This is a genomic window from Nocardioides nanhaiensis, assembly GCF_039542785.1.
GTDB classification, from domain to species: domain Bacteria; phylum Actinomycetota; class Actinomycetes; order Propionibacteriales; family Nocardioidaceae; genus Nocardioides; species Nocardioides nanhaiensis.
The window spans coordinates 514,725-533,297 of record NZ_BAABIM010000003.1 but is presented as its reverse complement, the minus strand read 5'-3'; the positions used below and the strand labels follow the sequence as shown (position 1 = coordinate 533,297).

The 18,573-nt window shown below is 73.6% G+C and carries 24 protein-coding genes; 11 read left to right on the top strand and 13 right to left on the bottom strand.

All coding sequences use genetic code 11. The annotated features are described in order from the left end of the window. The first annotated feature begins 33 nt into the window (after positions 1-33). Together ABD948_RS16655 and ABD948_RS16650 are read left to right on the top strand one after the other, a co-directional pair. Positions 34-900 (top strand): LLM class F420-dependent oxidoreductase, encoded by an 867-nt coding sequence (locus tag ABD948_RS16655; protein WP_345267869.1) that lies wholly within the window; start codon positions 34-36, stop codon positions 898-900. Next, positions 897-1,643 carry a M50 family metallopeptidase gene (locus ABD948_RS16650; protein ID WP_345267866.1) on the top strand — a complete coding sequence of 249 codons (747 nt, stop codon included), beginning with the start codon at positions 897-899 and terminating at the stop codon, positions 1,641-1,643. Before ABD948_RS16655 ends, ABD948_RS16650 begins: the two co-directional genes overlap by 4 nt. Before the next feature lie 38 nt (positions 1,644-1,681). On the opposite strand, the gene ABD948_RS16645 is transcribed toward ABD948_RS16650, so the two are convergent. The 5 genes from ABD948_RS16645 to ABD948_RS16625 all read right to left on the bottom strand — a co-directional run bounded on the left by ABD948_RS16645 (position 1,682) and on the right by ABD948_RS16625 (position 6,239). Next, the gene (locus ABD948_RS16645) at positions 1,682-3,133 is read right to left on the bottom strand and encodes a short-chain fatty acid transporter (RefSeq protein WP_345267864.1); all 1,452 of its coding nucleotides are present in this window, start codon (positions 3,131-3,133) and stop codon (positions 1,682-1,684) included. 39 nt (positions 3,134-3,172) lie between these two features. Further along, on the bottom strand, positions 3,173-3,682 hold the full coding sequence (locus tag ABD948_RS16640; protein WP_345267862.1) for a hypothetical protein: 510 nt from the start codon (positions 3,680-3,682) through the stop codon (positions 3,173-3,175). Positions 3,683-3,746: 64 nt separating this feature from the next. Beyond that, positions 3,747-5,057, bottom strand: coding sequence for a competence/damage-inducible protein A (locus ABD948_RS16635; protein ID WP_345267860.1), 1,311 nt, complete (start codon positions 5,055-5,057; stop codon positions 3,747-3,749). After that, positions 5,054-5,782 carry an SGNH/GDSL hydrolase family protein gene (locus tag ABD948_RS16630; RefSeq protein ID WP_345267858.1) on the bottom strand — a complete coding sequence of 243 codons (729 nt, stop codon included), beginning with the start codon at positions 5,780-5,782 and terminating at the stop codon, positions 5,054-5,056. The genes ABD948_RS16635 and ABD948_RS16630 overlap by 4 nt, the downstream gene beginning before the upstream one ends. A gap of 46 nt (positions 5,783-5,828) precedes the next feature. Next, the gene (locus ABD948_RS16625) at positions 5,829-6,239 is read right to left on the bottom strand and encodes a hypothetical protein (RefSeq protein ID WP_345267856.1); all 411 of its coding nucleotides are present in this window, start codon (positions 6,237-6,239) and stop codon (positions 5,829-5,831) included. Between the two features lie 36 nt (positions 6,240-6,275). Between ABD948_RS16625 and ABD948_RS16620 the strand changes: the two genes are divergently transcribed. Further along, complete coding sequence (locus ABD948_RS16620) at positions 6,276-6,671, top strand: YccF domain-containing protein (protein WP_345267854.1); 396 nt, start codon at positions 6,276-6,278, stop codon at positions 6,669-6,671. A 72-nt stretch (positions 6,672-6,743) separates the two neighbouring features. On the opposite strand, the gene ABD948_RS16615 is transcribed toward ABD948_RS16620, so the two are convergent. Together ABD948_RS16615 and ABD948_RS16610 are read right to left on the bottom strand one after the other, a co-directional pair. Next, positions 6,744-7,025, bottom strand: coding sequence for a Fe-S cluster assembly protein HesB (locus ABD948_RS16615; protein WP_345267852.1), 282 nt, complete (start codon positions 7,023-7,025; stop codon positions 6,744-6,746). A 61-nt stretch (positions 7,026-7,086) separates the two neighbouring features. Beyond that, positions 7,087-7,437 (bottom strand): MerR family transcriptional regulator, encoded by a 351-nt coding sequence (locus ABD948_RS16610; protein WP_345267850.1) that lies wholly within the window; start codon positions 7,435-7,437, stop codon positions 7,087-7,089. 67 nt (positions 7,438-7,504) lie between these two features. Here ABD948_RS16610 and ABD948_RS16605 point away from each other — a divergent pair, with 67 nt between their 5' ends. The 3 genes from ABD948_RS16605 (at position 7,505) to ABD948_RS16595 (ending at position 9,610) form a co-directional block, all read left to right on the top strand. Continuing rightward, positions 7,505-8,383, top strand: a complete 879-nt coding sequence (locus ABD948_RS16605; RefSeq protein ID WP_345267848.1) for an alpha/beta fold hydrolase — start codon at positions 7,505-7,507, stop codon at positions 8,381-8,383. Between the two features lie 54 nt (positions 8,384-8,437). Next, a complete protein-coding gene (locus tag ABD948_RS16600) occupies positions 8,438-9,223 on the top strand; it encodes a PIG-L deacetylase family protein (protein ID WP_345267846.1) in 786 nt (261 codons plus the stop codon). Positions 9,224-9,322: 99 nt separating this feature from the next. Then, complete coding sequence (locus tag ABD948_RS16595; RefSeq protein ID WP_345267843.1) at positions 9,323-9,610, top strand: hypothetical protein; 288 nt, start codon at positions 9,323-9,325, stop codon at positions 9,608-9,610. 187 nt (positions 9,611-9,797) lie between these two features. Here ABD948_RS16595 and ABD948_RS16590 read toward each other — a convergent pair whose 3' ends face one another. After that, positions 9,798-9,986, bottom strand: coding sequence for a hypothetical protein (locus ABD948_RS16590; protein ID WP_345267839.1), 189 nt, complete (start codon positions 9,984-9,986; stop codon positions 9,798-9,800). Positions 9,987-10,011: 25 nt separating this feature from the next. Then, positions 10,012-10,791, bottom strand: a complete 780-nt coding sequence (locus ABD948_RS16585) for a 2-phosphosulfolactate phosphatase (RefSeq protein ID WP_345267835.1) — start codon at positions 10,789-10,791, stop codon at positions 10,012-10,014. A 116-nt stretch (positions 10,792-10,907) separates the two neighbouring features. Here ABD948_RS16585 and ABD948_RS16580 point away from each other — a divergent pair, with 116 nt between their 5' ends. After that, positions 10,908-11,762, top strand: coding sequence for an alpha/beta hydrolase (locus ABD948_RS16580; RefSeq protein WP_345267833.1), 855 nt, complete (start codon positions 10,908-10,910; stop codon positions 11,760-11,762). A gap of 10 nt (positions 11,763-11,772) precedes the next feature. Here ABD948_RS16580 and ABD948_RS16575 read toward each other — a convergent pair whose 3' ends face one another. Beyond that, positions 11,773-12,438, bottom strand: coding sequence for a maleylpyruvate isomerase N-terminal domain-containing protein (locus ABD948_RS16575; protein ID WP_345267831.1), 666 nt, complete (start codon positions 12,436-12,438; stop codon positions 11,773-11,775). A gap of 84 nt (positions 12,439-12,522) precedes the next feature. Here ABD948_RS16575 and ABD948_RS16570 point away from each other — a divergent pair, with 84 nt between their 5' ends. Further along, entirely contained in the window at positions 12,523-13,323 is an 801-nt protein-coding gene (locus ABD948_RS16570; protein ID WP_345267829.1) for an Fpg/Nei family DNA glycosylase, read from the top strand. A gap of 201 nt (positions 13,324-13,524) precedes the next feature. Here the strand turns inward: ABD948_RS16570 and ABD948_RS16565 are convergent, their stop codons facing one another. After that, the gene (locus ABD948_RS16565; protein WP_345267827.1) at positions 13,525-14,007 is read right to left on the bottom strand and encodes a nuclear transport factor 2 family protein; all 483 of its coding nucleotides are present in this window, start codon (positions 14,005-14,007) and stop codon (positions 13,525-13,527) included. A gap of 44 nt (positions 14,008-14,051) precedes the next feature. Next, positions 14,052-16,418: an ATP-binding cassette domain-containing protein gene (locus ABD948_RS16560; protein ID WP_345267825.1), complete on the bottom strand. Its 2,367-nt coding sequence runs from the start codon at positions 16,416-16,418 to the stop codon at positions 14,052-14,054. Positions 16,419-16,555: 137 nt separating this feature from the next. Between ABD948_RS16560 and ABD948_RS16555 the strand changes: the two genes are divergently transcribed. Genes ABD948_RS16555 through crcB form a run of 3 tightly spaced genes read left to right on the top strand, consistent with a single transcriptional unit; the run spans position 16,556 to position 18,161 of the window. Then, a complete protein-coding gene (locus tag ABD948_RS16555; protein WP_345267822.1) occupies positions 16,556-17,353 on the top strand; it encodes a carbonic anhydrase family protein in 798 nt (265 codons plus the stop codon). An 11-nt stretch (positions 17,354-17,364) separates the two neighbouring features. Further along, on the top strand, positions 17,365-17,805 hold the full coding sequence (locus ABD948_RS16550) for a fluoride efflux transporter FluC (RefSeq protein WP_345267820.1): 441 nt from the start codon (positions 17,365-17,367) through the stop codon (positions 17,803-17,805). Beyond that, positions 17,802-18,161, top strand: coding sequence for a fluoride efflux transporter CrcB (gene crcB, locus ABD948_RS16545; protein WP_345267818.1), 360 nt, complete (start codon positions 17,802-17,804; stop codon positions 18,159-18,161). The genes ABD948_RS16550 and crcB overlap by 4 nt, the downstream gene beginning before the upstream one ends. Here crcB and ABD948_RS16540 read toward each other — a convergent pair. Next, positions 18,095-18,568, bottom strand: coding sequence for a CBS domain-containing protein (locus ABD948_RS16540; protein WP_345267816.1), 474 nt, complete (start codon positions 18,566-18,568; stop codon positions 18,095-18,097). The genes crcB and ABD948_RS16540 overlap by 67 nt on opposite strands. Positions 18,569-18,573 lie beyond the last annotated feature (5 nt).

Sequence of the window (18,573 nt, the reverse complement as noted above, 5' to 3'; positions counted from 1 at the left end):
TGGTACCCACGCGACGCTGGCTACTCTCGGTTCATGCAGATCGGAGTGCACTACGCCTCGTTCAGCCACCCCGGGTGGCAGGACTCCCTCACCGAGCGTCTCGCCGCCACGGCGCGGGCCGCGGACCAGGGCGGGGTCGAGCTGTTCACGGTGATGGACCACTGGTTCCAGATGGAGCAGCTGGGCGGGCCGACCGAGCCGATGCTCGAGGGCTACACGACCCTCGGCTACCTGGCCGGGCTCACCGAGCAGCTGCGGCTGGGGCTGCTGGTCACCGGCGTGACCTACCGCCACCCGGGCCTGCTGGCCAAGACGGTCGCCACGCTCGACCGCCTCTCGGGCGGCCGCGCGATGCTCGGCATCGGAGCCGCCTGGTACGACCGCGAGCACACCGGCCTCGGCGTGCCGTTCCCCTCCACCTCCGAGCGCTTCGAGCGGCTCGACGAGGCACTGCGGATCTGCCGCCAGATGTGGGGCTCCGACGACGGCGCGTTCGCGGGCGAGCACTACCGGCTCGCCGAGACCGTGTGCGTGCCGCCGACGGTGCAGGAGCGGCTGCCGATCCTGATCGGCGGCTCGGGGGAGCGCAAGACGCTGCGCCTCGTTGCCCGGCACGCCGACGCGTGCAACCTCTTCGGCGAGGGCCCCAACGTGGTGGCCCACAAGCTCGAGGTGCTCCGAGAGCACTGCTCCACCGAGGGCACCGACTACGACGCGATCCGCAAGACCGTCATCGTGATGGCGGACCCGTTGGCCGACGCGGACGGCTTCCTGCGCGAGGCCGAGGCGTACGCGGCGCTCGGCGTCGACCTGCTCACCAGCACCCCGCACGGCGACGACCCGGTCGCATGGACCACGCAGGTCTGCGAGCAGGTGCTGCCGCGGCTCCAGCAGCTGTGAGCCCCGGCGACGTCCTGGGCCGCATCGCCGACGACGTCGTCAGCCGGCAACCACCGCTCGAGCCGGTCGCGGTCGCGGTCGCGCTCCTGGTCGCGCTGGCGGCGCTGCTGCCGTGGGTGGCGTGGCGGCGCACCCGGCACCTGCTGACGATCCTGCACGAGGGTGGTCATGCAGCCGCGGCGCTGGTGACCGGTCGACGGCTCTCCGGCATCCGGCTGCACCGCGACACCAGCGGGCTCACCGTCTCGCGCGGCAAGCCGCGGGGGCCGGGCATGGTGCTGACGGCGGCCGCCGGCTACCCGGCGCCGGCGCTCGTGGGGCTGGGTGCCGCGGCGCTCGTGGGCGCCCGCCGTCCGCTGCTCGCGCTCTGGCTGGGCCTGCTGCTGCTGGCGCTGGTGCTCGTGCTGGTGCGGAACCTCTTCGGGCTCTGGGTGGTGCTCGTGACGGCGGGAGCGCTGCTCGCCGTCACCTGGTGGGGTACACCGGTCGTGCACGGCGTGGCCGCCTGGGCGCTGACGGCCTTCCTCCTGCTCGGGGCGCCCCGCGCCGTCGTCGAGCTGCAGCGGGGCCGGCGCGGCGGACGCTCACGGGGCTCCGACGCCGACGTGCTCGCCGGGCTGACGCCGCTGCCGGCCCTGGCGTGGGTGCTGGTGCTCGGTGGGCTCACGCTCACCTGCACCGCGGTCGGGGCCTGGCTGCTGATCGGGGGTCTCGACGGCGTGGGCGCGCCGTGGGTGGGCTGACGCCGCCTTCTTCCCGCGGCCGCGGGCCGTCGGCCTCGTCAGGGCTGCACGGGTGGGACGAACTCGAAGGTCATGCCGAGCAGCCACAGTCCCAGCAGGACCACCGGCAGGTGGAAGACGAACTGCAGGAACGTGAAGCCCACGAGGTGACGCGCCCGCAGCCCGAGCACGGCCAGCAGCGGCAGCATGAAGAACGGGTTCACCAGGTTGGGGAGGGCCTCCGCGGCGTTGTAGATCTGGACCGTCCAGCCCAGGTTCATGCCCACGTCGGTGGCCGACTGCATCACGTACGGCGCCTCGACGAGCCACTTGCCGCCGCCCGAGGGCACCAGCAGGCCCAGCAGGGCCGTGTACAGCGCGATGACGACGGCGAAGGCGCCACCGGAACCGAGCCCGGTGAAGAGGTCGGCCAGGTGCTCGGAGACCGTGACGCCCCCGCGCCCCTCGGCCCGCGTGAGCACCGCCGCCATCGCGGCGTAGAGCGGGAACTGCACCAGCACGCCGGCGGTGGTGGGCACCGCCTTCGCCGTCGCGTCCAGGAAGCCCCGCGGGGTGCCGTGCAGCACCAGGCCGAGCACGAGGAAGACCAGCAGGTAGCCGTTGAGGTTCGAGAGCACGCTGAGCACGGGGAGCGTCGCGAGCTGCAGGACCAGCCAGCCGAGGGCGAGCAGTCCGATCAGGGCGGGCAGCACCCGCGAGTGCTCGAGGTACTCACCCGGCCGGCTCGGCCCGTCAGGCCTCTCGACGGTGTCGTCCAGGTCGATGCCCATCTCCTGGGCCGTGCGCACCGCACCACCGCGCGGCGCGGAGGCGTAGGCGACGGCGACCGTGAGCACGATCAGCACCGCGGCCAGGACCAGCGACTGCCAGGTGAGGATGGTGCTGCCGAAGTCGAGGACCCCCGTGATGGCCAGCAGCTCCGGAGGCAGCGACTCGGGTGTCGCCTGGAGCTGGGCGGCCGAGGAGGAGAGCCCGAGGGCCCACACCGCGCCGAGGCCCATGTAGGCGGCGGCCCCCAGCGCGCGGTAGTCGGCGCGCAGGTCGCCGCGGCGCGCGATCGCCCGGGCGAGCAGACCGCTGAAGACCAGGCTCAGGCCCCAGTTCAGCATCGAGACCAGGCAGGAGAGCAGGGCGACGAACGCGACGGCTCCGCGAGGCGTGCTCGGTACCAGGGCGATGCGGGCGATGAGGCGGGCCACCGGAGGGGAGCTGGCGACGACGTAACCGGTGAGCACCACCATCGCCATCTGCAGGGTGAACGCGGTGAGGTCCCAAAACCCGTCGCCGAAGGTGCCGGCGACGGTCTGCGGGCTGGAGCCGTTGACCAGCGCGGCCACGGACACGAGCACGACGCCGGCGAGCGCGAACACGTAGGCGTCGGGGAACCAGCGCTCGGTCCAGGCGGCGCTGCGCTGCGCCCAGCGGGCGAGACCCCGCTCCTGGTCGGGGTCCTGGCCGGTGGTGGCGGTGGATCCGTCTGCGGTGCTCATGCTGGCCTCCCGAGTGTGCGAACCAGTGACCGCGGGAGGCTACGGCCCGTAGGGGTCGTCGGGGAAGTAGTCCTCGACGTCGAACCCGCCCTCGTCGCTGATGCCGCCCATGTCGGTGAGGTCGCCGTCGCCGTCGCCGCCGTTGAGCTCCAGGTCGCACCACTCCGCGTCGCTGAACAGCGAGCTGTCCTCGTCGTGCTCGGCGGCGCACTGGGCGAACCCGTCGTCGTAGGTGCCGGTGGGGGAGTCGCGCTGGCTCGCCATGGAGCCGACGACGACGGCGAAGACCACCACCACGAGCACGCCGATCGCGCCCATGGCCACGTTCGCGCCGCTGCGGACGCCGGAGCTGGTGTGCGAGGAGTAGGCGTTGGCGTAGAGGCCGCTGGTCGGGCGGTAGCTCCCGGTGCTGCGCCACTGCGGGTCGTTCGGGTCGGGTGGGTCGAGCTCGAGCTCCGGGCGGTGCCGGGAGTCGAACGGGTCCTCCGCGTCCGGACGCGAGCCGTCGGCGGGCTGCTCGGGCGGCTGGTAGGGATCGTAGGTCGACATCGGGCCTCCTGACTCGGTGGGCAGTCCGAGCCTTCCCCGCCGTCGGTGGTTCACACCCGGCGCGTCACCCGGTGGTGAGGACCTCGCGCAGCAGGTGCAGGCAGGCGACGACGGTGCGCTGCCGGACGCCGGCGCGACCACCCCCCAGCTGCAGGCGCAGCGGCCACGTGCGCCCGTCCTCGTGGGCCAGGCACACGTGCACCAGCCCCACGGGCTTGTCCGCGGTGCCTCCGCCAGGACCGGCCACCCCGGTGATCCCGATGCCGTAGGTGGTGCCGAGCCGCTCGCGTGCCCCCCGCGCCATCGCCTCGGCCACCTCGGCGCTGACCGCGCCGACGCGCTCGATCAGGTCGGCCGGCACGCCCACCTCTGCGGTCTTGGCCTCGTTGGCGTAGGTGACGAAGCCGCCGAGCAGGTAGGCCGAGCTGCCGGGCACGTCGGCCAGGCGGCCGGCCAGCAGGCCTGCGGTGCACGACTCGGCGGTGGCCACGGTGGCGCCGGCCTCCCGGAAGAGTGCGGCGACGGTCTGGTCGACGCTGGCTCCGTCCCGGCTGTAGAGCGCGGCTCCGAAACCGTCGTGCAACGTCTCGACCAGTCGCTCGTAGGCGGTCTGGGCATCGGGTCGGTAGCGAGTGACGACCTCCAGCTCGCCCTCGCGCAGGCACGTCGTGACCTCGAGTCCCGCGCTCTCCAACGAGCCGTGCGCGGCCTCGTGGTCGCGCAGCAGCGCCGCCAGCTCGGACTCGGGCGGGCCGTAGGCGCGCAGGGTCCCCTGGCGCAGCGCGCCCGCACCCTCGATCGCCCCCAGCACCGCCCGGTCGCGCAGTGCGTCCTCCCACATGGGTCGCAGCTCGCCCGGCGGGCCGGGCAGCACGAGCACCGGAGCCGCGGCGTCGCCCACCGCCGTGACGACGAGCCCGGGCGCGGTGCCCACGGGCTCGAGCACGGCCGCCTGCTCGGGCACCATCGCCTGCTTGCGCACACCGGCGGCCACCACCTCGGGAGCGGGCTGGCGCTCGCGACGCCGGTTCAGCTCCTCGACCCGGGCCGCGACCCGGCGCTCGAGCGACTCGTCGAGCCGCACCGGGCGACCCTGCACCCGGGCGACGACCTCCGCCGTCAGGTCGTCGGCCGTGGGGCCGAGGCCGCCGGTGGTGATCACGAGCCGGTGGTCGGCCAGCAGGTAGCGCAGCGCGGACTCGAGGTCGTCGGGCCGGTCGCCCACCACCACGATCCGCCCGACGTCGACGCCGAGGGTGCGCAGCTGCTCTGCCAGCCACGGTCCGTTGGCGTCGCTCACCCGGCCGGTGAGCACCTCGGTGCCCGTGACGACGATCCCCGCCCGCACGGGCTGGGGCGTGGGGGAGTGGGTCACTGGTCCTCCTGCAGCGCGGCGAGCAGCACGGGCTCGAACGCCTCGGCCATCGCCGCGTAGCCGCGGTCGTTGGGGTGGAAGAAGTCGGGTGCCAGCATCCCCTTCCACGAGGTGGGGCCGCTGGTGCGGAGGTCGACCAGCCGCACGTGTCCGTGGCGTGCGGCGTCGTCGAGGTGGGTGTTCGCCTCGCGGGCGGCGGCCGAGGGCTGGGGGAGCGTGGCCACGACGGCGCCGCGGGGCAGCAGCCCTACGAGCCGTCGCATCAGGTCGGGCAGGGCACTGCTGTGCTGCCGTCCGCCGAACAGGTCGTTGGACCCGGCGACGACCGTCACCAGGTCGGGTCCGGCGGCGGGGTCGGAGGGCGGGAGGGCCTGCATCACGGGCACCTGCTGCTCCACGAGGTCGCTCACGCGCGCGCCCGTGGCCGAGAGGTTGACGACCCGCAGCTCGTGCCCGGCGTCGGCGAGTCGGCCGGCCAGCAGGCCGACCAGACCCGCGTCGGGGGAGGAGGCCCCGACGCCCTGCGACATGGAGTCGCCGAGAGCGATCCAACGCCGGCCCGGCATGCCGAGTGCCTCCCGGTTGCGGGCGCTCCACTCGTCGGCGTACGGCTCGGCCTGGGCCCGGACCCGGTTGATCCCGGGGACGACCAGACCCAGGGCACGCACCACGCGACCGGGCCCGCGACCCGTGCGGTTGTCGTAGGGCAGGTCGAGGTCGCTCACCCTGCGATTCTGCCCGGCGCGTGGTGGCGTGCCGAGGCGCCGGGTCTCAGCAGCGCGGGAAGCTGGACAGGGGACCGGTGCCGCCGCCGGCGCCCTCACCGGTGACCTCACCGACGCCGGTGCTGAAGCTGTCGCTCGGCCGGACCGGCACCTGCACCACCTGGGAGATGCGACCGGCCGCCGCGCGCACCGGGAAGCTGCGGGTCTCGCCGTTGCGGGTGCGGCTGAAACCGCCGAGGTGGGTGTGCCTGCCCTGGCGGTTGTCGAGGCGGAAGCGCACGTAGTTCTGCCCGTCGACGTACCGCTTGCAGACCTGCAGCTTGCCGCCGTGGATGTTCGTCGAGGTCATCCAGGCGGCGGAGGCGGGCGCCTGCACGGTCGCGACGAGCGCGACGGCGGCGAGCAGCGCGCTGAGGACGAGGGCCACGGGACGGGTCAGGGACTGCCGGAGGGTCATGGCGGCAGTGTTGCCCAGGTCGACGACACTTCACACATGCGGACGATCCTCAACGTGCTGTGGCTGGTGTTCTGCGGGTTCTGGATGGCACTGGGCTACCTGGCGGCCGGGGTCGTCTGCTGCCTGCTGATCGTCACGATCCCGTTCGGGATCGCCTCGTTCCGGATCGCGCTGTACGCGCTGTGGCCCTTCGGGCGCGTGGCGGTGCGCCGACGCGACGCCGGCGCGCCGTCGGCGGTGGGCAACGTCATCTGGTTCGTGGTCGCCGGCGTCTGGCTGGCGATCGGCCACGTGCTCACCGGCGTCGCCCTGTGCCTGACGGTCATCGGCATCCCGCTGGGGATCGGCAGCTTCAAGATGGTGCCGCTCTCGCTGCTCCCGCTCGGGCGCGAGATCGTCCCCGCCGACGCGATGGCCTTCGCCCAGCGCTGAGCAGTGCTGAGACGTGCCGCGGCCCCGCCAGCGCATGGCTGACGGGGCCGCGGGTGGCTCGGGTGCCGTGCCTCAGCCCTGGACGCCGAGGGCGAACTCCACGTTGCCGGCGGTGTCGACGCCCGCGTCGAGGATCTTGTCGTCCAGCTGCTGCGCGGCGGGGGAGTCGAGGTAGATCATCGCCCCGTCCTGCTCCAGCACCTGGTCCTCGGGCTCCGGTCCCGTGGCCGTGGCCACGGCGAAGGAGTCCTCGGGCTGGTCGCCCGCGGTGATCCGCAGGCCCGTCACCTCGGACTCCTGCTGCTCGGCGATGGTCTTGACGATCGTGGCTGCGTTCTCGGTCAGGGTGAGCATCTGCTGTGCCTTCCGTCGTGTGCAGGTGGATCGACCACCCTGTCTCGCCGGCCGCGCAGGATCAAGCCGAGGCGTACGCGGCGCAGTCGGGACACCTGCTGACCAGGTCGTGCCGGCAACCCACGACGTGCTCGAGGAAGGCCTGCGCGCGGTCGAGCCGGCGACGCTGCTCCCGGACGTGGTCCAGACGCTGCCGGAGGACCGCCGCGCGTCCTGCCTCGTCGCGGTGCAGCACCAGGCGGATCTCCGCCAGGCTCATCCCGACCTCGCGGCACGACAGCAGGATCCGGAGGCGGACCAGGTGCTCGTCGGTGTAGGTGCGGTGACCGGCGCCCGTGCGGTCCGGCACGACGACGCCGAGCGCGTCCCAGTGGTGCAGGGCGTGCACCGGCACGCCGAGGGTCGTCGCCACCTCACCGATCCGCACCGGACCATCATGCCTTGACCTCAGGTGGACCTGAGGTCCTAGCGTCCGCGACGTGCCTGCCACGTCCTCGTCGTCCACCGTCCCACCCCTCCCGCGCGCCGAGGTGGTCGACGTCGGGGGAGTGCCGGTGGCCACCTACGTGCTGGAGCCGCGTGGAGGGGCGCACCGCGGCGACGTCGTGCTCTGCCACGGCACCCCGTGGTCGTCGCAGGTCTGGTCCCGCGCGGCACACGAGCTCAGCCGGGAGCACCGCGTCCTCCTGTGGGACATGCCGGGGTACGGCCGCTCGCGTGTCGCCCCCGACGTCGCGCTGGACCTGCGCAGCCAGTCGCAGCGGCTGGGTGCGCTGCTGGAGCACTGGGGTGCGAGCGAGCGGCACGTGGTGGCGCACGACGTCGGTGGAGCCGTCGCGCTGGGCGCCCACCTGCTCGACGGGGTCGACCTGGGCGCCCTGTTCCTGTGGGACGCGGTCGTGCTCGACCCCTGGGGCTCCGCGTTCTTCCGCCTCGTGGCCGAGCACGAGCAGGTCTTCGCGGTCCTGCCGGCGGCCCTGCACGCCGCGCTCGTCCGTGAGTACGTGTCCGGCGCCGCCGCAGGGGCGCTGCACGCGGCGTGGCTGGAGGCGCTGGTGGAGCCCTGGCTGGGGGAGCCGGCGCAGGCCGCCTTCTACCGGCAGGTGGCGCAGCTCGCCGCCGCGGACACCGGGCAGCTGGTGGCTGGGCTGGGTGAGGTGCGCTGCCCGGTGAGGATCGGGTGGGGCGCCGAGGACCCGTGGCTCCCCGCGGAGCAGGCGCACCGTTTGCGGGAGCTGCTGCCGGGCGAGTCGCCCGTCGTCGTGGTGCCCGGGACCGGTCACCTGGTGCCGGTCGAGCGACCGGGTGCGGTGCTCGAGGCCCTGCGCGCGTGGCTGACGGCTCCGGGAGGGGTCTGAGCGCGGCCGGCGGGCTCTCGGAATGCGGGGTCCTCGTCGGGGGTTGGGGCCCACGTGAGCACCGTCGTCTTCGTCCACGCCCATCCCGACGACGAGGGCACCAGCACCGCCGGGACGATGGTCCGGCTCGTCCGCGAGGGACACCGCGTGGTGGTGGTGTACGCGACCAACGGTGACTTCGGTGCCGCACCCGACGACCTGGAGCCGGGGGAGACGCTGGTGCAGCGGCGCCGCCGCGAGGCGGTCGCCTCCGCCGAGGTCACGGGCACGCACCGGGTCGTGTGGCTGGGCTACGCCGACTCGGGCATGAGCGGGTGGGAGCAGAACACGGGCGAGCGCGCGTTCTCCCGTGCCGATCCCGAGGTGGCGGCACGTGCTCTGGCGGACGTGCTCGACGAGGAGTCCGCGGACGTCGTCGTCGGCTACGACTGGCACGGTGGTTACGGGCACCCCGACCACGTGATGGTCCACCGGGTCACCCGACGCGCCACCGAGCTGTCCGCTGCCCGCGCGCGCCACCTGGAGGTGACGCTGAACCGCGACCAGATGCGCGCGTTGTTCCAGGCGGCGAAGGACCACGGGATGGAGGGCTTCGACCCGGACGCGCCGGGCGACGACGGCCTGCCGATCGGCACGCCCCAGTCCGAGCTGCACTGGGCGGTCGACGTCAGGGCCGACATCGCCACCAAGCGCGCGGCGCTGGCCTGCCACGGCAGCCAGACCGACGTGCAGCAGATCCTGTCGATGCCGGAGGACGTCTTCGCGATGGCCTTCGGCATCGAGCACTACATCGAGCCGGGCCGGCCGGAGGGCATGCTCGAGCGCTGGTGGCTGCACTGAGGCACGGTCGCTCCTGACCCTCGCGCTCGGCGATCCGTGCCGTTGTCGGTGCCGTGCGTCAGACTCCCCGGTGTCGCACGTGCACGGAGGGGGATCGACATGGACGGGCCGGATCGGGAGTGGCGCTCGCCGCGCGCCAGCGCCGAGCGTGAGCGCCAGCAGCAGCAGGCCGCCTTCGAGACGCTGATGGCGCTGGTCGACGACGGCTCCCTGACCCGTGACGACGCGCTGGCGGCGCTCGGTCTCGGCCTGCGGCTCGAGCAGGAGCAGCCGGCCGACGTCTGGCAGGCAGCGCGGCTGCGTCGTCTGGGCGTCGACGTGCGTGCGCGGCCCGAGGAGGGGGCGAGGAGCTCTTCTCCACGCGCTCCTCTGCGTTACCTGACATAATGTCCATTATCGGCGGTCTTGTGCAGCGTGCGGGAGAGCCAGGTCAGGCGGCGACGAGATCCACTCCGTAGTCCCCGAACCGCGGGTCGGCGGTGACGACGGACAACGTCGGCGAGCCCGAGGGTGCGCACGCCCGAGGCGGCGACGCGCTCCAGCCACAGGATGACGTGGGTGTCCAGCAACAGCCTCACAGGCTCACCGGCGCGTCGAGCATCTCGTCGAGCTCGTCGTCGGTGAACTGGATGTTTGCGCCGATCCGGATCTCACCTGCCAGCGTTCCTCGGGCGGCCAGGAACCGGGCACCGGGAGTCGCCGGTTCGACGGGCCCGAGCCGCACGACCGGGACGCCGCACGCGTCGTGGCCGAGCTCGGCCAAGCTTCGAGTCGGCCGTGATCGCTGCTCAGCCTCGCTCGCTGCCGAACGCTCCACCTCGCAGCACCGGCACCACGGTCGAGACGTCGAGCTCGGCCGCCACGTCGACGTCGGTCGCGAATCCCTTGGCCGCGAGCTCCCGGCCCCCGACGCACGCGTGCAGCACCTCGCCCAGCCGCGGTCGCGTCGCCGCGAACAGGTCGGCTGCGGCCCGGGCCTCGGGGCTGAGTCGGTGCCCCTGACCGCGCTCGACGACCCGGGCCAGCACCGCCCCGGCACCCAGGTGGTCCTCGAGCGCGACACGCAGCGAGTCGTCCTCCGCCCACCTCTCGCCTGCTGCCACGACGCTGACGGCGAGTCCCTGCTCCAGCGCGGCGACCAGGTGGTCCCCCACCGCGGCGGCGTTGCGCAGGCACCCGGCCACCACCTCGCCGCTCGGCTCGCCCTGCTGCATCGCCGCGGCGATGGTCGAGCCGTTGGGCGAGGGCAGCACCAGCCGTAGAACCGGGGCGCACGTCAGGAGGCCGGCCGGTGAGAGCGACGGCGCCCCGACGGCGACGCCCGGCGCTCGCGCCTCGAGCCGTCCGACGGCCAGGGTCGCGTCGTGGCGGCGCGCGAAGTCGACGGCCCGCTCGTCGCGCCACGGGAAGGGGTAGACGTCCATCCCCCGGCCGACGGCGACGGTGACCGAGGTCGTGAAGCTGAGGACGTCGACGACGACCACGACGTCGCCCTGGGTCGCGCGAGCGCCCACCGGCCCCCAGTCGAGGCGGACCCGGAAGCCTGACTGCCCGAACACCTCTCGCACGTGGCGCACGCTACTGCGGCACGCTCACGCAGGCCTCCGCGTGCCTGCCGGCGCAGAGAGCGCCGACGCGCACGGCCCTCGCACCCGGAGGGTGCGGAGGCCGTTAGTGTCCCGACATGGACGAGACGACGATCACCATCTCCACCGGCGACGGGCAGACCCTGCAGGTCTACCGGTGGGCTCCCGACGGCGACCCGCGCGCCGTCCTGCAGGTGCAGCACGGGCTGGGCGAGCACGCGGGCCGCTACCGCCGCTTCGCGGAGGCGCTCACCGGTGCCGGCTACCTGGTCTACGCGCCGGACGGACGCGGCTCGGGGCGCAGCGCTGCCCAGGGGTACGGCGTCTGGGGACCCGACGGCTGGCCCGGGTGGGTCGACGACGTCGCGGTGCTGGCGCGACACCTGCGCGAGGAGCACCCCGGACTCCCCCTCGGCCTGTTCGGCCACAGCATGGGCTCCTTCGCCACCCAGCAGTTCCTGCTCGACCACGACGACCTGGTCGACGCCGTCGTGCTCTCCGGCACCACCGAGGTCGGCGGCCTGGTGCCGCTGCTGGCCGGCGACGAGCCGGCCGACCTGAGCGCCTTCAACGCGGGCTTCGAGCACCGCACCGGCTTCGAGTGGCTCAGCCGCGACCCGGAGGAGGTCGACGCCTACGTGGCCGACCCCGGCTGCGGGTGGCAGGCCTCCCCCTTCACGGGCATCGAGACCCTGCTGCCGGCCGCCGACCCCGAGCGGCTGGCGCGCATCCGCGACGACCTGCCCGTGCTGCTGGTCTCCGGCGACGCCGACCCGCTCGCCGGCGGCGGCGCCGCGATCGAGCTGGTCGCCCAGCGCTACCGGGACGCCGGCCTGGGCGACATCACGGTGCGGCTCTACCCGGAGGGCCGCCACGAGATGCTCAACGAGACCAACCGCGACGAGGTGACCGCCGACGTGGTCGCGTTCTGGGAGCGCACGTTGACCCGCTGAGCCGGCCCGGTCAGCCGAGCACCGGCAGACGCGAGGCGATCGCGTCGTCCTCGCACCACGGCGCCGGCGCGCGACCCGCCCCGGCGAGCACGGCGTCGAGGTCGGACCACGCCGAGGGCAGCGCGCCCCCGGCGAGCTCCTCGACGGTCCGCCGCGCCAGGTTCAGCGCGCCCGCGGGGGCCGGCACCTCGGTGAGCAGGTCGAGGTGGTGCACGACGTTCTCCACCGCCCAGATCGCGAGGAAGTCACCGGCGGCGAACACGTGGCCCTGCCACTCACGCCGCTCCTCGGTGCAGCCGCGCACGCCACGGGCCAGCGCCGTGGCGACGTCGCGCAGCTGGGCGGTGGCGGCACCGGGCCGGGCGTAGGCGGCCGTGCGGCGACGCTGCGACATCAGGGCGGCCACGGCGTCCTCGGAGCCGTACTCCTCGGCGAAGGCCGTCCAGTAGCTGGCGGCGTCGACGGTCGGCGGCTCCGCGGTGCGGCAGACGAGCCCGCCAAGCATCTCCTGCCAGCCGGCGATCACGTGCACCACGACGTCGAGGCGGGTCCAGCCGTGGCAGCGCGAGGCACCCAGCAGCTCGTGCTCGTCCAGCGACCCGGCTGCACGGACGAACGCCTCGATCGTCTGGTCGCAGTCGGTGCGAGCGCGCTCGAGGTCGACGGTCAGTCCCATGGCTCGACCCTACGGCCGGCCACCGACGGTGCGGCCGTGGCCGCGCCACCGGGGCGGCTTGGGTCCCTCGGGCACGATCTGCTGGTGCCCGAGGGACATACGATCCACCGCCTGGCGCGCGACCAGCGCCGCCTCCTGGTCGGCCGGACGCTGCACACCTCCAGCCCGCAGGGGCGCTTCGCCGAGGGTGCCGCGCTCCTGGACGGGCGGACGCTGCAGGCCACCGACGCGTGGGGCAAGCACCTCTTCCACCGCTACGACGACGACCTGTGGCTCCACGTGCACCTGGGGCTCTACGGCAAGTTCCGGGTCGGCGAGCTTCCGGCGCCGGAGCCGAAGGGCGCCCTGCGCCTGCGGATCCTCTCCCCCACGCACTGGCTCGACCTGCGCGGACCGACCGCCTGCGAGGTGCAGACACCCGCCGAGCGGAAGGCCGTCCTGGCCAGGCTGGGACCCGACCCGCTGCGCCCACGCACCGACCCGCAGCCCTTCCTCGACCGGGTGGCTCGCAGTCGCGCCCCGCTGGGCACGCTGCTCATGGACCAGAGCGTCATCGCCGGCGTCGGCAACGTCTACCGGGCCGAGGTCCTCTTCCGCCAGGGCCTGCACCCGCTGACGCCGGGCCGCGACGTGCGTGGTGCCGTGACGAGCGCCGTCTGGGAGGACCTCGAGCTGCTGCTGCGCGCGGGCGTGCGCGCCGGGCGGATCGTCACCACCGAGCCCGCCGACCGCGACCGACCCTCCGGCCGCGCGCGACGGGTCGACTCGCACTACGTCTACGGGCGGGCCGGGCTGCCCTGCCGGCGTTGTCACACCGAGGTGCTCTCCGGCACGCTCGCTGCCCGCACGGTGTTCTGGTGCCCGTCCTGCCAGCCCGAGCCCTGACTGGGCGAGAGCACCGCTCTCACCGCGTCGCCCGACCCGTCGCGAGTGCGCACGGCTGGACCGCCGACGCGTCCCGAGTGCGCACGGCTGGACCGCCGACCCGTCCCGAGTGCGCACGGCTGGACCGCCGACCCGTCCCGAGTGCGCACGGCTGGACCACCGACCCGTCCTGCGGCACGACGGCTCGGCAGGGAACGGGCGTCAGTGGGCCAGGCTGGGGTCCCAGCGGTTGGCGATCAGCTGGAAGCTGGGGGTGTCGGCCAGCGAGGTCATCGCCTCGTAGATGCGTTCGTAGCGGGTGCCGCTGATCCGCCAGCGGCCGTCGGGGTCGCGGCGGTACTCGTCGCGGTAGTAGCCGCCGCCCCGGATGGTGACCTGGAAGTCGGGGACGATCACGGTGTCCTCGAACGCCCAGGAGCCGGTCGCCGTGTCGCCGTCGACGTCGATCTCGGGGTGGTTGGCGACGTGGATGGTCACGATCCCCGGGCCCAGGTTGGCGCTCATGTACTCGACCACGGCTGCCCGCGAGTCGAAGTGCAACGGCTCCTTCATCGCCTGGGTGCCGTAGCGGGCGGTGACGTCCTCGGCCAGGCAGTCGCCGAACTCGTCCCACTCCTTGAGGTCGAGGGTGCGGAAGTAGCGGTACTTGAGGCGCTTGATCTCTTCGATCGCGACGAGGTCCATGCCGGCAGGGTAGAACGTGTTCTACTCCCCCGCCAGTGGTCCGGTCACCCGGCGACGTAGGCAGCCAGGTGCTCACCGGTGAGCGTCGAGGCGGTGGCGACGAGATCGGCCGGCGTCCCCTCGAAGACCACGCGGCCGCCATCGTGACCGGCACCGGGACCGAGGTCGATGATCCAGTCGGCGTGCGCCATCACCGCCTGGTGGTGCTCGATGACGATGACGGAGGTGCCGGCCTCCACCAACCGGTCGAGCAGCGCCAGGAGCTGCTCGACGTCGGCCAGGTGGAGGCCCGTCGTCGGCTCGTCGAGCACGTAGACGCCGCCCGGGTCGGCCATGTGGATGGCCAGCTTGAGCCGCTGCCGCTCGCCGCCGGAGAGCGTCGTCAACGGCTGACCCAGGGTGAGGTAGCCGAGCCCGACGTCGTCCATGCGCGCGAGGATCTTCTGGGCCGCGGGCAGTCGCGCCTCGCCGTCGGAGAAGAAGGCGAGCGCCTCGGCGACCGGCATCGCCAGCACCTCGCTGATGTCGCGACCGCCCAGCAGGTACTCCAGGACCGCCGCCTGGAAGCGCTTGCCCTCGCACTCCTCGCACGGCGTCGAGACGGTGTCCATCATCCCGAGGTCGGTGTAGATGACACCTGCGCCGCTGCAGGCGGGGCACGCGCCCTCGGAGTTGGCGCTGAACAGCGCCGGCTTGACTCCGTTGGCCTTCGCGAACGCCTTGCGGATCGGCTCCAGGAGCCCGGTGTAGGTGGCCGGGTTGCTGCGGCGCGACCCCTTGATGGCGCCCTGGTCGACGGTCACGACTCCCTCACGCGGGGCCACGGACCCGTGGATCAACGAGCTCTTGCCCGACCCCGCGACCCCGGTGACGACGCACAGCACGCCCAGCGGGACGTCGACGTCGACGCCGGTCAGGTTGTGCAGGTCGGCGCCGCGCACCTCCATCACTCCGGTGCGCTCACGCACCTGCGGCTTGAGCCGCGCCCGGTCGTCGAGGTGGCGCCCCGTGAGGGTGTCGGCCGCGCGGAGGCCCTCCACGGTGCCCTCGAAGACCACCTCTCCCCCGGCCGACCCGGCGCGCGGCCCGAGGTCGACCACGTGGTCGGCCACGGCGATCACCTCGGGCTTGTGCTCGACGACCAGCACGGTGTTGCCCTTGTCGCGCAGCTGCAGCAGCAGGTCGTTCATCCGCGCGATGTCGTGCGGGTGCAGCCCGATGGTGGGCTCGTCGAAGACGTAGGTGACGTCGGTGAGCGCCGAGCCGAGGTGGCGGATCATCTTGGTGCGCTGGGACTCGCCGCCCGAGAGCGTGCCCGAGGGTCGGTCGAGCGAGAGGTAGCCCAGACCGATGCCGACGAAGGAGTCGAGCAGGTGCCCGAGGCCGCGCAGCACCGGCGCCACGGAGGGCTCCTCGATGCCGCGCACCCACGCGGCGAGGTCGGTGATCTGCATGGCGCACGCGTCGGCGATGCTCACGCCCCCGATGGTCGAGGAGCGTGCCGCTTCGTTGAGCCGGGTGCCGTCGCAGTCCGGGCAGGTGGTGAAGGTGATCGCCCGGTCCACGAAGGCGCGGATGTGCGGCTGCATTGCCTCGCGGTCCTTGGAGAGGAAGGACTTGTGGATCTGGGGGATCAGCCCGAGGTAGGTGAGGTTGATGCCCTCGACCTTGATCTTGGTGGCCTCCTTGTGCAGCAGGTCGTCGAGCTCGCGCCTGCTGTACTGCTTGATCGGCTTGTCGGGGTCGAACCAGCCGCAGCCGCGGAAGATGCGCCCGTACCAGCCCTCCATGGAGTAGCCGGGGATCGTGATGGCGCCCTCGTTGAGGGACTTGTCGGCATCGAAGAGCGCGCTGTGGTCGATGTCGGAGACAGCGCCGCGCCCCTCGCAGCGCGCGCACATGCCGCCGACGACGGTGAACTCGCGGCGCTCCTTGGTGGTGCGCCCGCCCTTCTCCATGGTGACGGCGCCGGCGCCCGACATGGAGGCCACGTTGAACGAGAACGCCTGCGGCGAGCCCAGATGCGGGGTGCCGAGGCGGCTGAACAGGATGCGCAACATGGCGTTGGCGTCGGTGACGGTGCCGACGGTGGAGCGCGGGTTGGCGCCCATGCGCTCCTGGTCGACGACGATGGCGGTGGTCAGGCCCTCGAGCAGGTCGACGTCGGGGCGCCCCAGGGAGGGCATGAAGCCCTGCAGGAACGCGCTGTAGGTCTCGTTGATCAGCCGCTGCGACTCCGCCGCGACGGTGCCGAAGACCAGCGAGCTCTTGCCCGAGCCGGAGACGCCGGTGAAGACCGTGAGCCGCCGCTTGGGCAGCTCGACGCTGACCTCACGCAGGTTGTTGACCCGCGCTCCGACGACCCGGATCAGGTCGTGGGCGTCGGCGTGGTGGCTGCTCGGGGCCGTCATGGACGGCAGGCTAGTCGCGCCCACCGACGGCTGCTTCTCGATTCCTGACCCTCGGCGCGGGTTGGAGGGGCCGGGCTAGACTCCCACATGGTTGCCGCAGGCAACCATCTTCACCTCGACATCTCGGGAGGTCCTCCGTGCCCACCACGCGCCGCACCCTGCTGGGGGCTCCGCTGGCCGCCACCGCCGCTGCCGCGGTCTCGTCCACCGTCCCGCCCACCGCCGCGAGCGCCGTCGCCGCTCGGCCGCACCAGAGCCCGATCGACGTCCGGCCCGGCCTCGTGCGCCACCGCGACGACCTCGACCCGCTGGTGCTGCGCTACCGGCGCCACGTGCCGGTCTCGGTGCGCTACGTGACCCGTGACGACCCGGACGGCGGCGGCTGCCAGGCGCGCGGCGCGGAGGAGACCGAGGAGGTCGACGTGCCGGAGGACGCCGGCCACGCCCTCTACCGGGGCGAGCGCTACCGGCTCGCGCAGTTCCACTTCCACACGCCGTCCGAGCACACCGTGCGCGGGCGGCACGCGCCGCTGGAGATGCACCTGGTGCACCAGAGCGAGGCCGGGCTGCGCCTCGTGGTCGGTGTGCTGCTGCTGCCCGGGGCCCCCAGCGAGGCGGACCGCATCCTGCGCCGGCTGCCGCAGGAGTGCGACGAGCCGATCGAGGTCGACGACTTCGACCTGCGCTCCCTGGTCCCCGCGCGACCGCGCACGTTGCGCTACCGCGGCTCGCTCACCACCGAGCCGTACACCGAGCCGGTCCTGTGGTTCCTCACGGAGCCGCAGACGTGCTCGCGCGCGGGCATCAGGGCCTTCCAGGCGACCTTCCCCGACGGCGACTCGCGCGACACCCAGCCGCTCAACGGTCGGGTCCTGCGCGCCGACACCGGCTGGGCGGCGGACCTGCGCCGCCGACCCACCGGGGCCGCGGACTAGCCTCACCGCTCGTGACCGCCACGACCCCCACCGCGCTGCCCCGCGTGCGCGCGGACGCAGTCGTCGCGGTGGCGCTCGGCGGGGCGATCGGCAGCCTGGGCCGCTGGGCCGTGGCGGAGGCGCTCCCCCACTCGCCTGCCGAGCTGCCGTGGTCCACCGTGCTCGTCAACCTCACCGGCGCGGTGCTGCTCGGGCTGCTGCTGGGTCTGCTGGCCGGCCCGCGCCCGCGGCACCACCTGCTGCGACCGATGCTCGGCACCGGACTCCTCGGTGGCTGGACGACGTTCTCGACCGCGATGCTCGACGCCCACGCACTCGCCGACGCCGGCCGGCTCGCCGTCGCCGGCGGCTACCTGCTGGGGTCGGTGCTGGTCGGGCTCCTCGGCGCCTGGGCGGGCCTGCGTGCCGGCCGCGTGCTGGCGTGGCGCCGCGAGCGCGAGGGGCCGCGGTGACCCCGGCGCTGGTGCTGCTCGGCGGGTCGGTGGGCGCGGTGCTGCGCTACGTCGTCGACGTCGAGCTGCGGCGACGTGGCCGCGACGGACTCCCCTGGGCCACGTTCGCCGTCAACGTGGTGGGCTCCGGGGTGCTGGGGGTCGTGGCGGCCGCCTCCACCCGTGGCGCCCCCGACTGGGTCGGCACCCTGGTCGGCGTGGGGTTCTGCGGGGCCCTCACCACGTTCTCCACGTTCTCCACCGACACCCTCGCCCTGCTCGAGGACGACCGTGTCGGCGCCGCGGTCGGCTACGTGACGGGCAGCCTGGTCGCCGGCTCGGCGGCGTTCTCGCTCGCCTGGTGGCTGGTCGCCTGACCCTCGCGCTCGGCCTCGCGGGCCCGCACGTCGGCGTCGGTGCAGAAGCCGGCGCCGTGACGCTTGAGGCACAGCAGGCCCACCAGCACGCCGCCGTCGTCGACGACGGCCAGGCGGCGCCGGCCCTGCACACGCAGCTGGCTCCAGCGGTCGTCCAGCTCGTCGTCGGGGTGCACCGTGCGGGAGGTCAGGGCCCCCGCGTCGACCGCGCGCTCGGCGTCGTCACGCCCCTCGAGGTCGGCGGGCTCGACGACGGCGAGCAGCCGCCCCACGTCGTCGACGACGAGCGCGTTGTGCACCTTGGCGCGGGCCAGCAGCGCTCGGGCCTCGCCGACCGTGGTGCTCCGGCCGCTGACCTTGGGGTGCTGGAGCATCACCTCGCCCACGCGTCTGGTCACTCGGGTCACGCTCT

Bases quoted from the DNA above. Each gene is read 5' to 3' on its own strand.
- ABD948_RS16640 (WP_345267862.1), bottom strand. From the start codon at position 3,682: ATGTCGACCTACGATCCCTACCAGCCGCCCGAGCAGCCCGCCGACGGC.
- ABD948_RS16575 (WP_345267831.1), bottom strand. From the start codon at position 12,438: ATGGGACTGACCGTCGACCTCGAGCGCGCTCGCACCGACTGCGACCAG.
- ABD948_RS16625 (WP_345267856.1), bottom strand. From the start codon at position 6,239: ATGACCCTCCGGCAGTCCCTGACCCGTCCCGTGGCCCTCGTCCTCAGC.
- ABD948_RS16645 (WP_345267864.1), bottom strand. From the start codon at position 3,133: ATGAGCACCGCAGACGGATCCACCGCCACCACCGGCCAGGACCCCGAC.
- ABD948_RS16620 (WP_345267854.1), top strand. From the start codon at position 6,276: ATGCGGACGATCCTCAACGTGCTGTGGCTGGTGTTCTGCGGGTTCTGG.
- ABD948_RS16565 (WP_345267827.1), bottom strand. From the start codon at position 14,007: ATGGACCTCGTCGCGATCGAAGAGATCAAGCGCCTCAAGTACCGCTAC.
- ABD948_RS16560 (WP_345267825.1), bottom strand. From the start codon at position 16,418: ATGACGGCCCCGAGCAGCCACCACGCCGACGCCCACGACCTGATCCGG.
- ABD948_RS16595 (WP_345267843.1), top strand. From the start codon at position 9,323: ATGGACGGGCCGGATCGGGAGTGGCGCTCGCCGCGCGCCAGCGCCGAG.
- ABD948_RS16580 (WP_345267833.1), top strand. From the start codon at position 10,908: ATGGACGAGACGACGATCACCATCTCCACCGGCGACGGGCAGACCCTG.
- ABD948_RS16655 (WP_345267869.1), top strand. From the start codon at position 34: ATGCAGATCGGAGTGCACTACGCCTCGTTCAGCCACCCCGGGTGGCAG.
- ABD948_RS16615 (WP_345267852.1), bottom strand. From the start codon at position 7,025: ATGCTCACCCTGACCGAGAACGCAGCCACGATCGTCAAGACCATCGCC.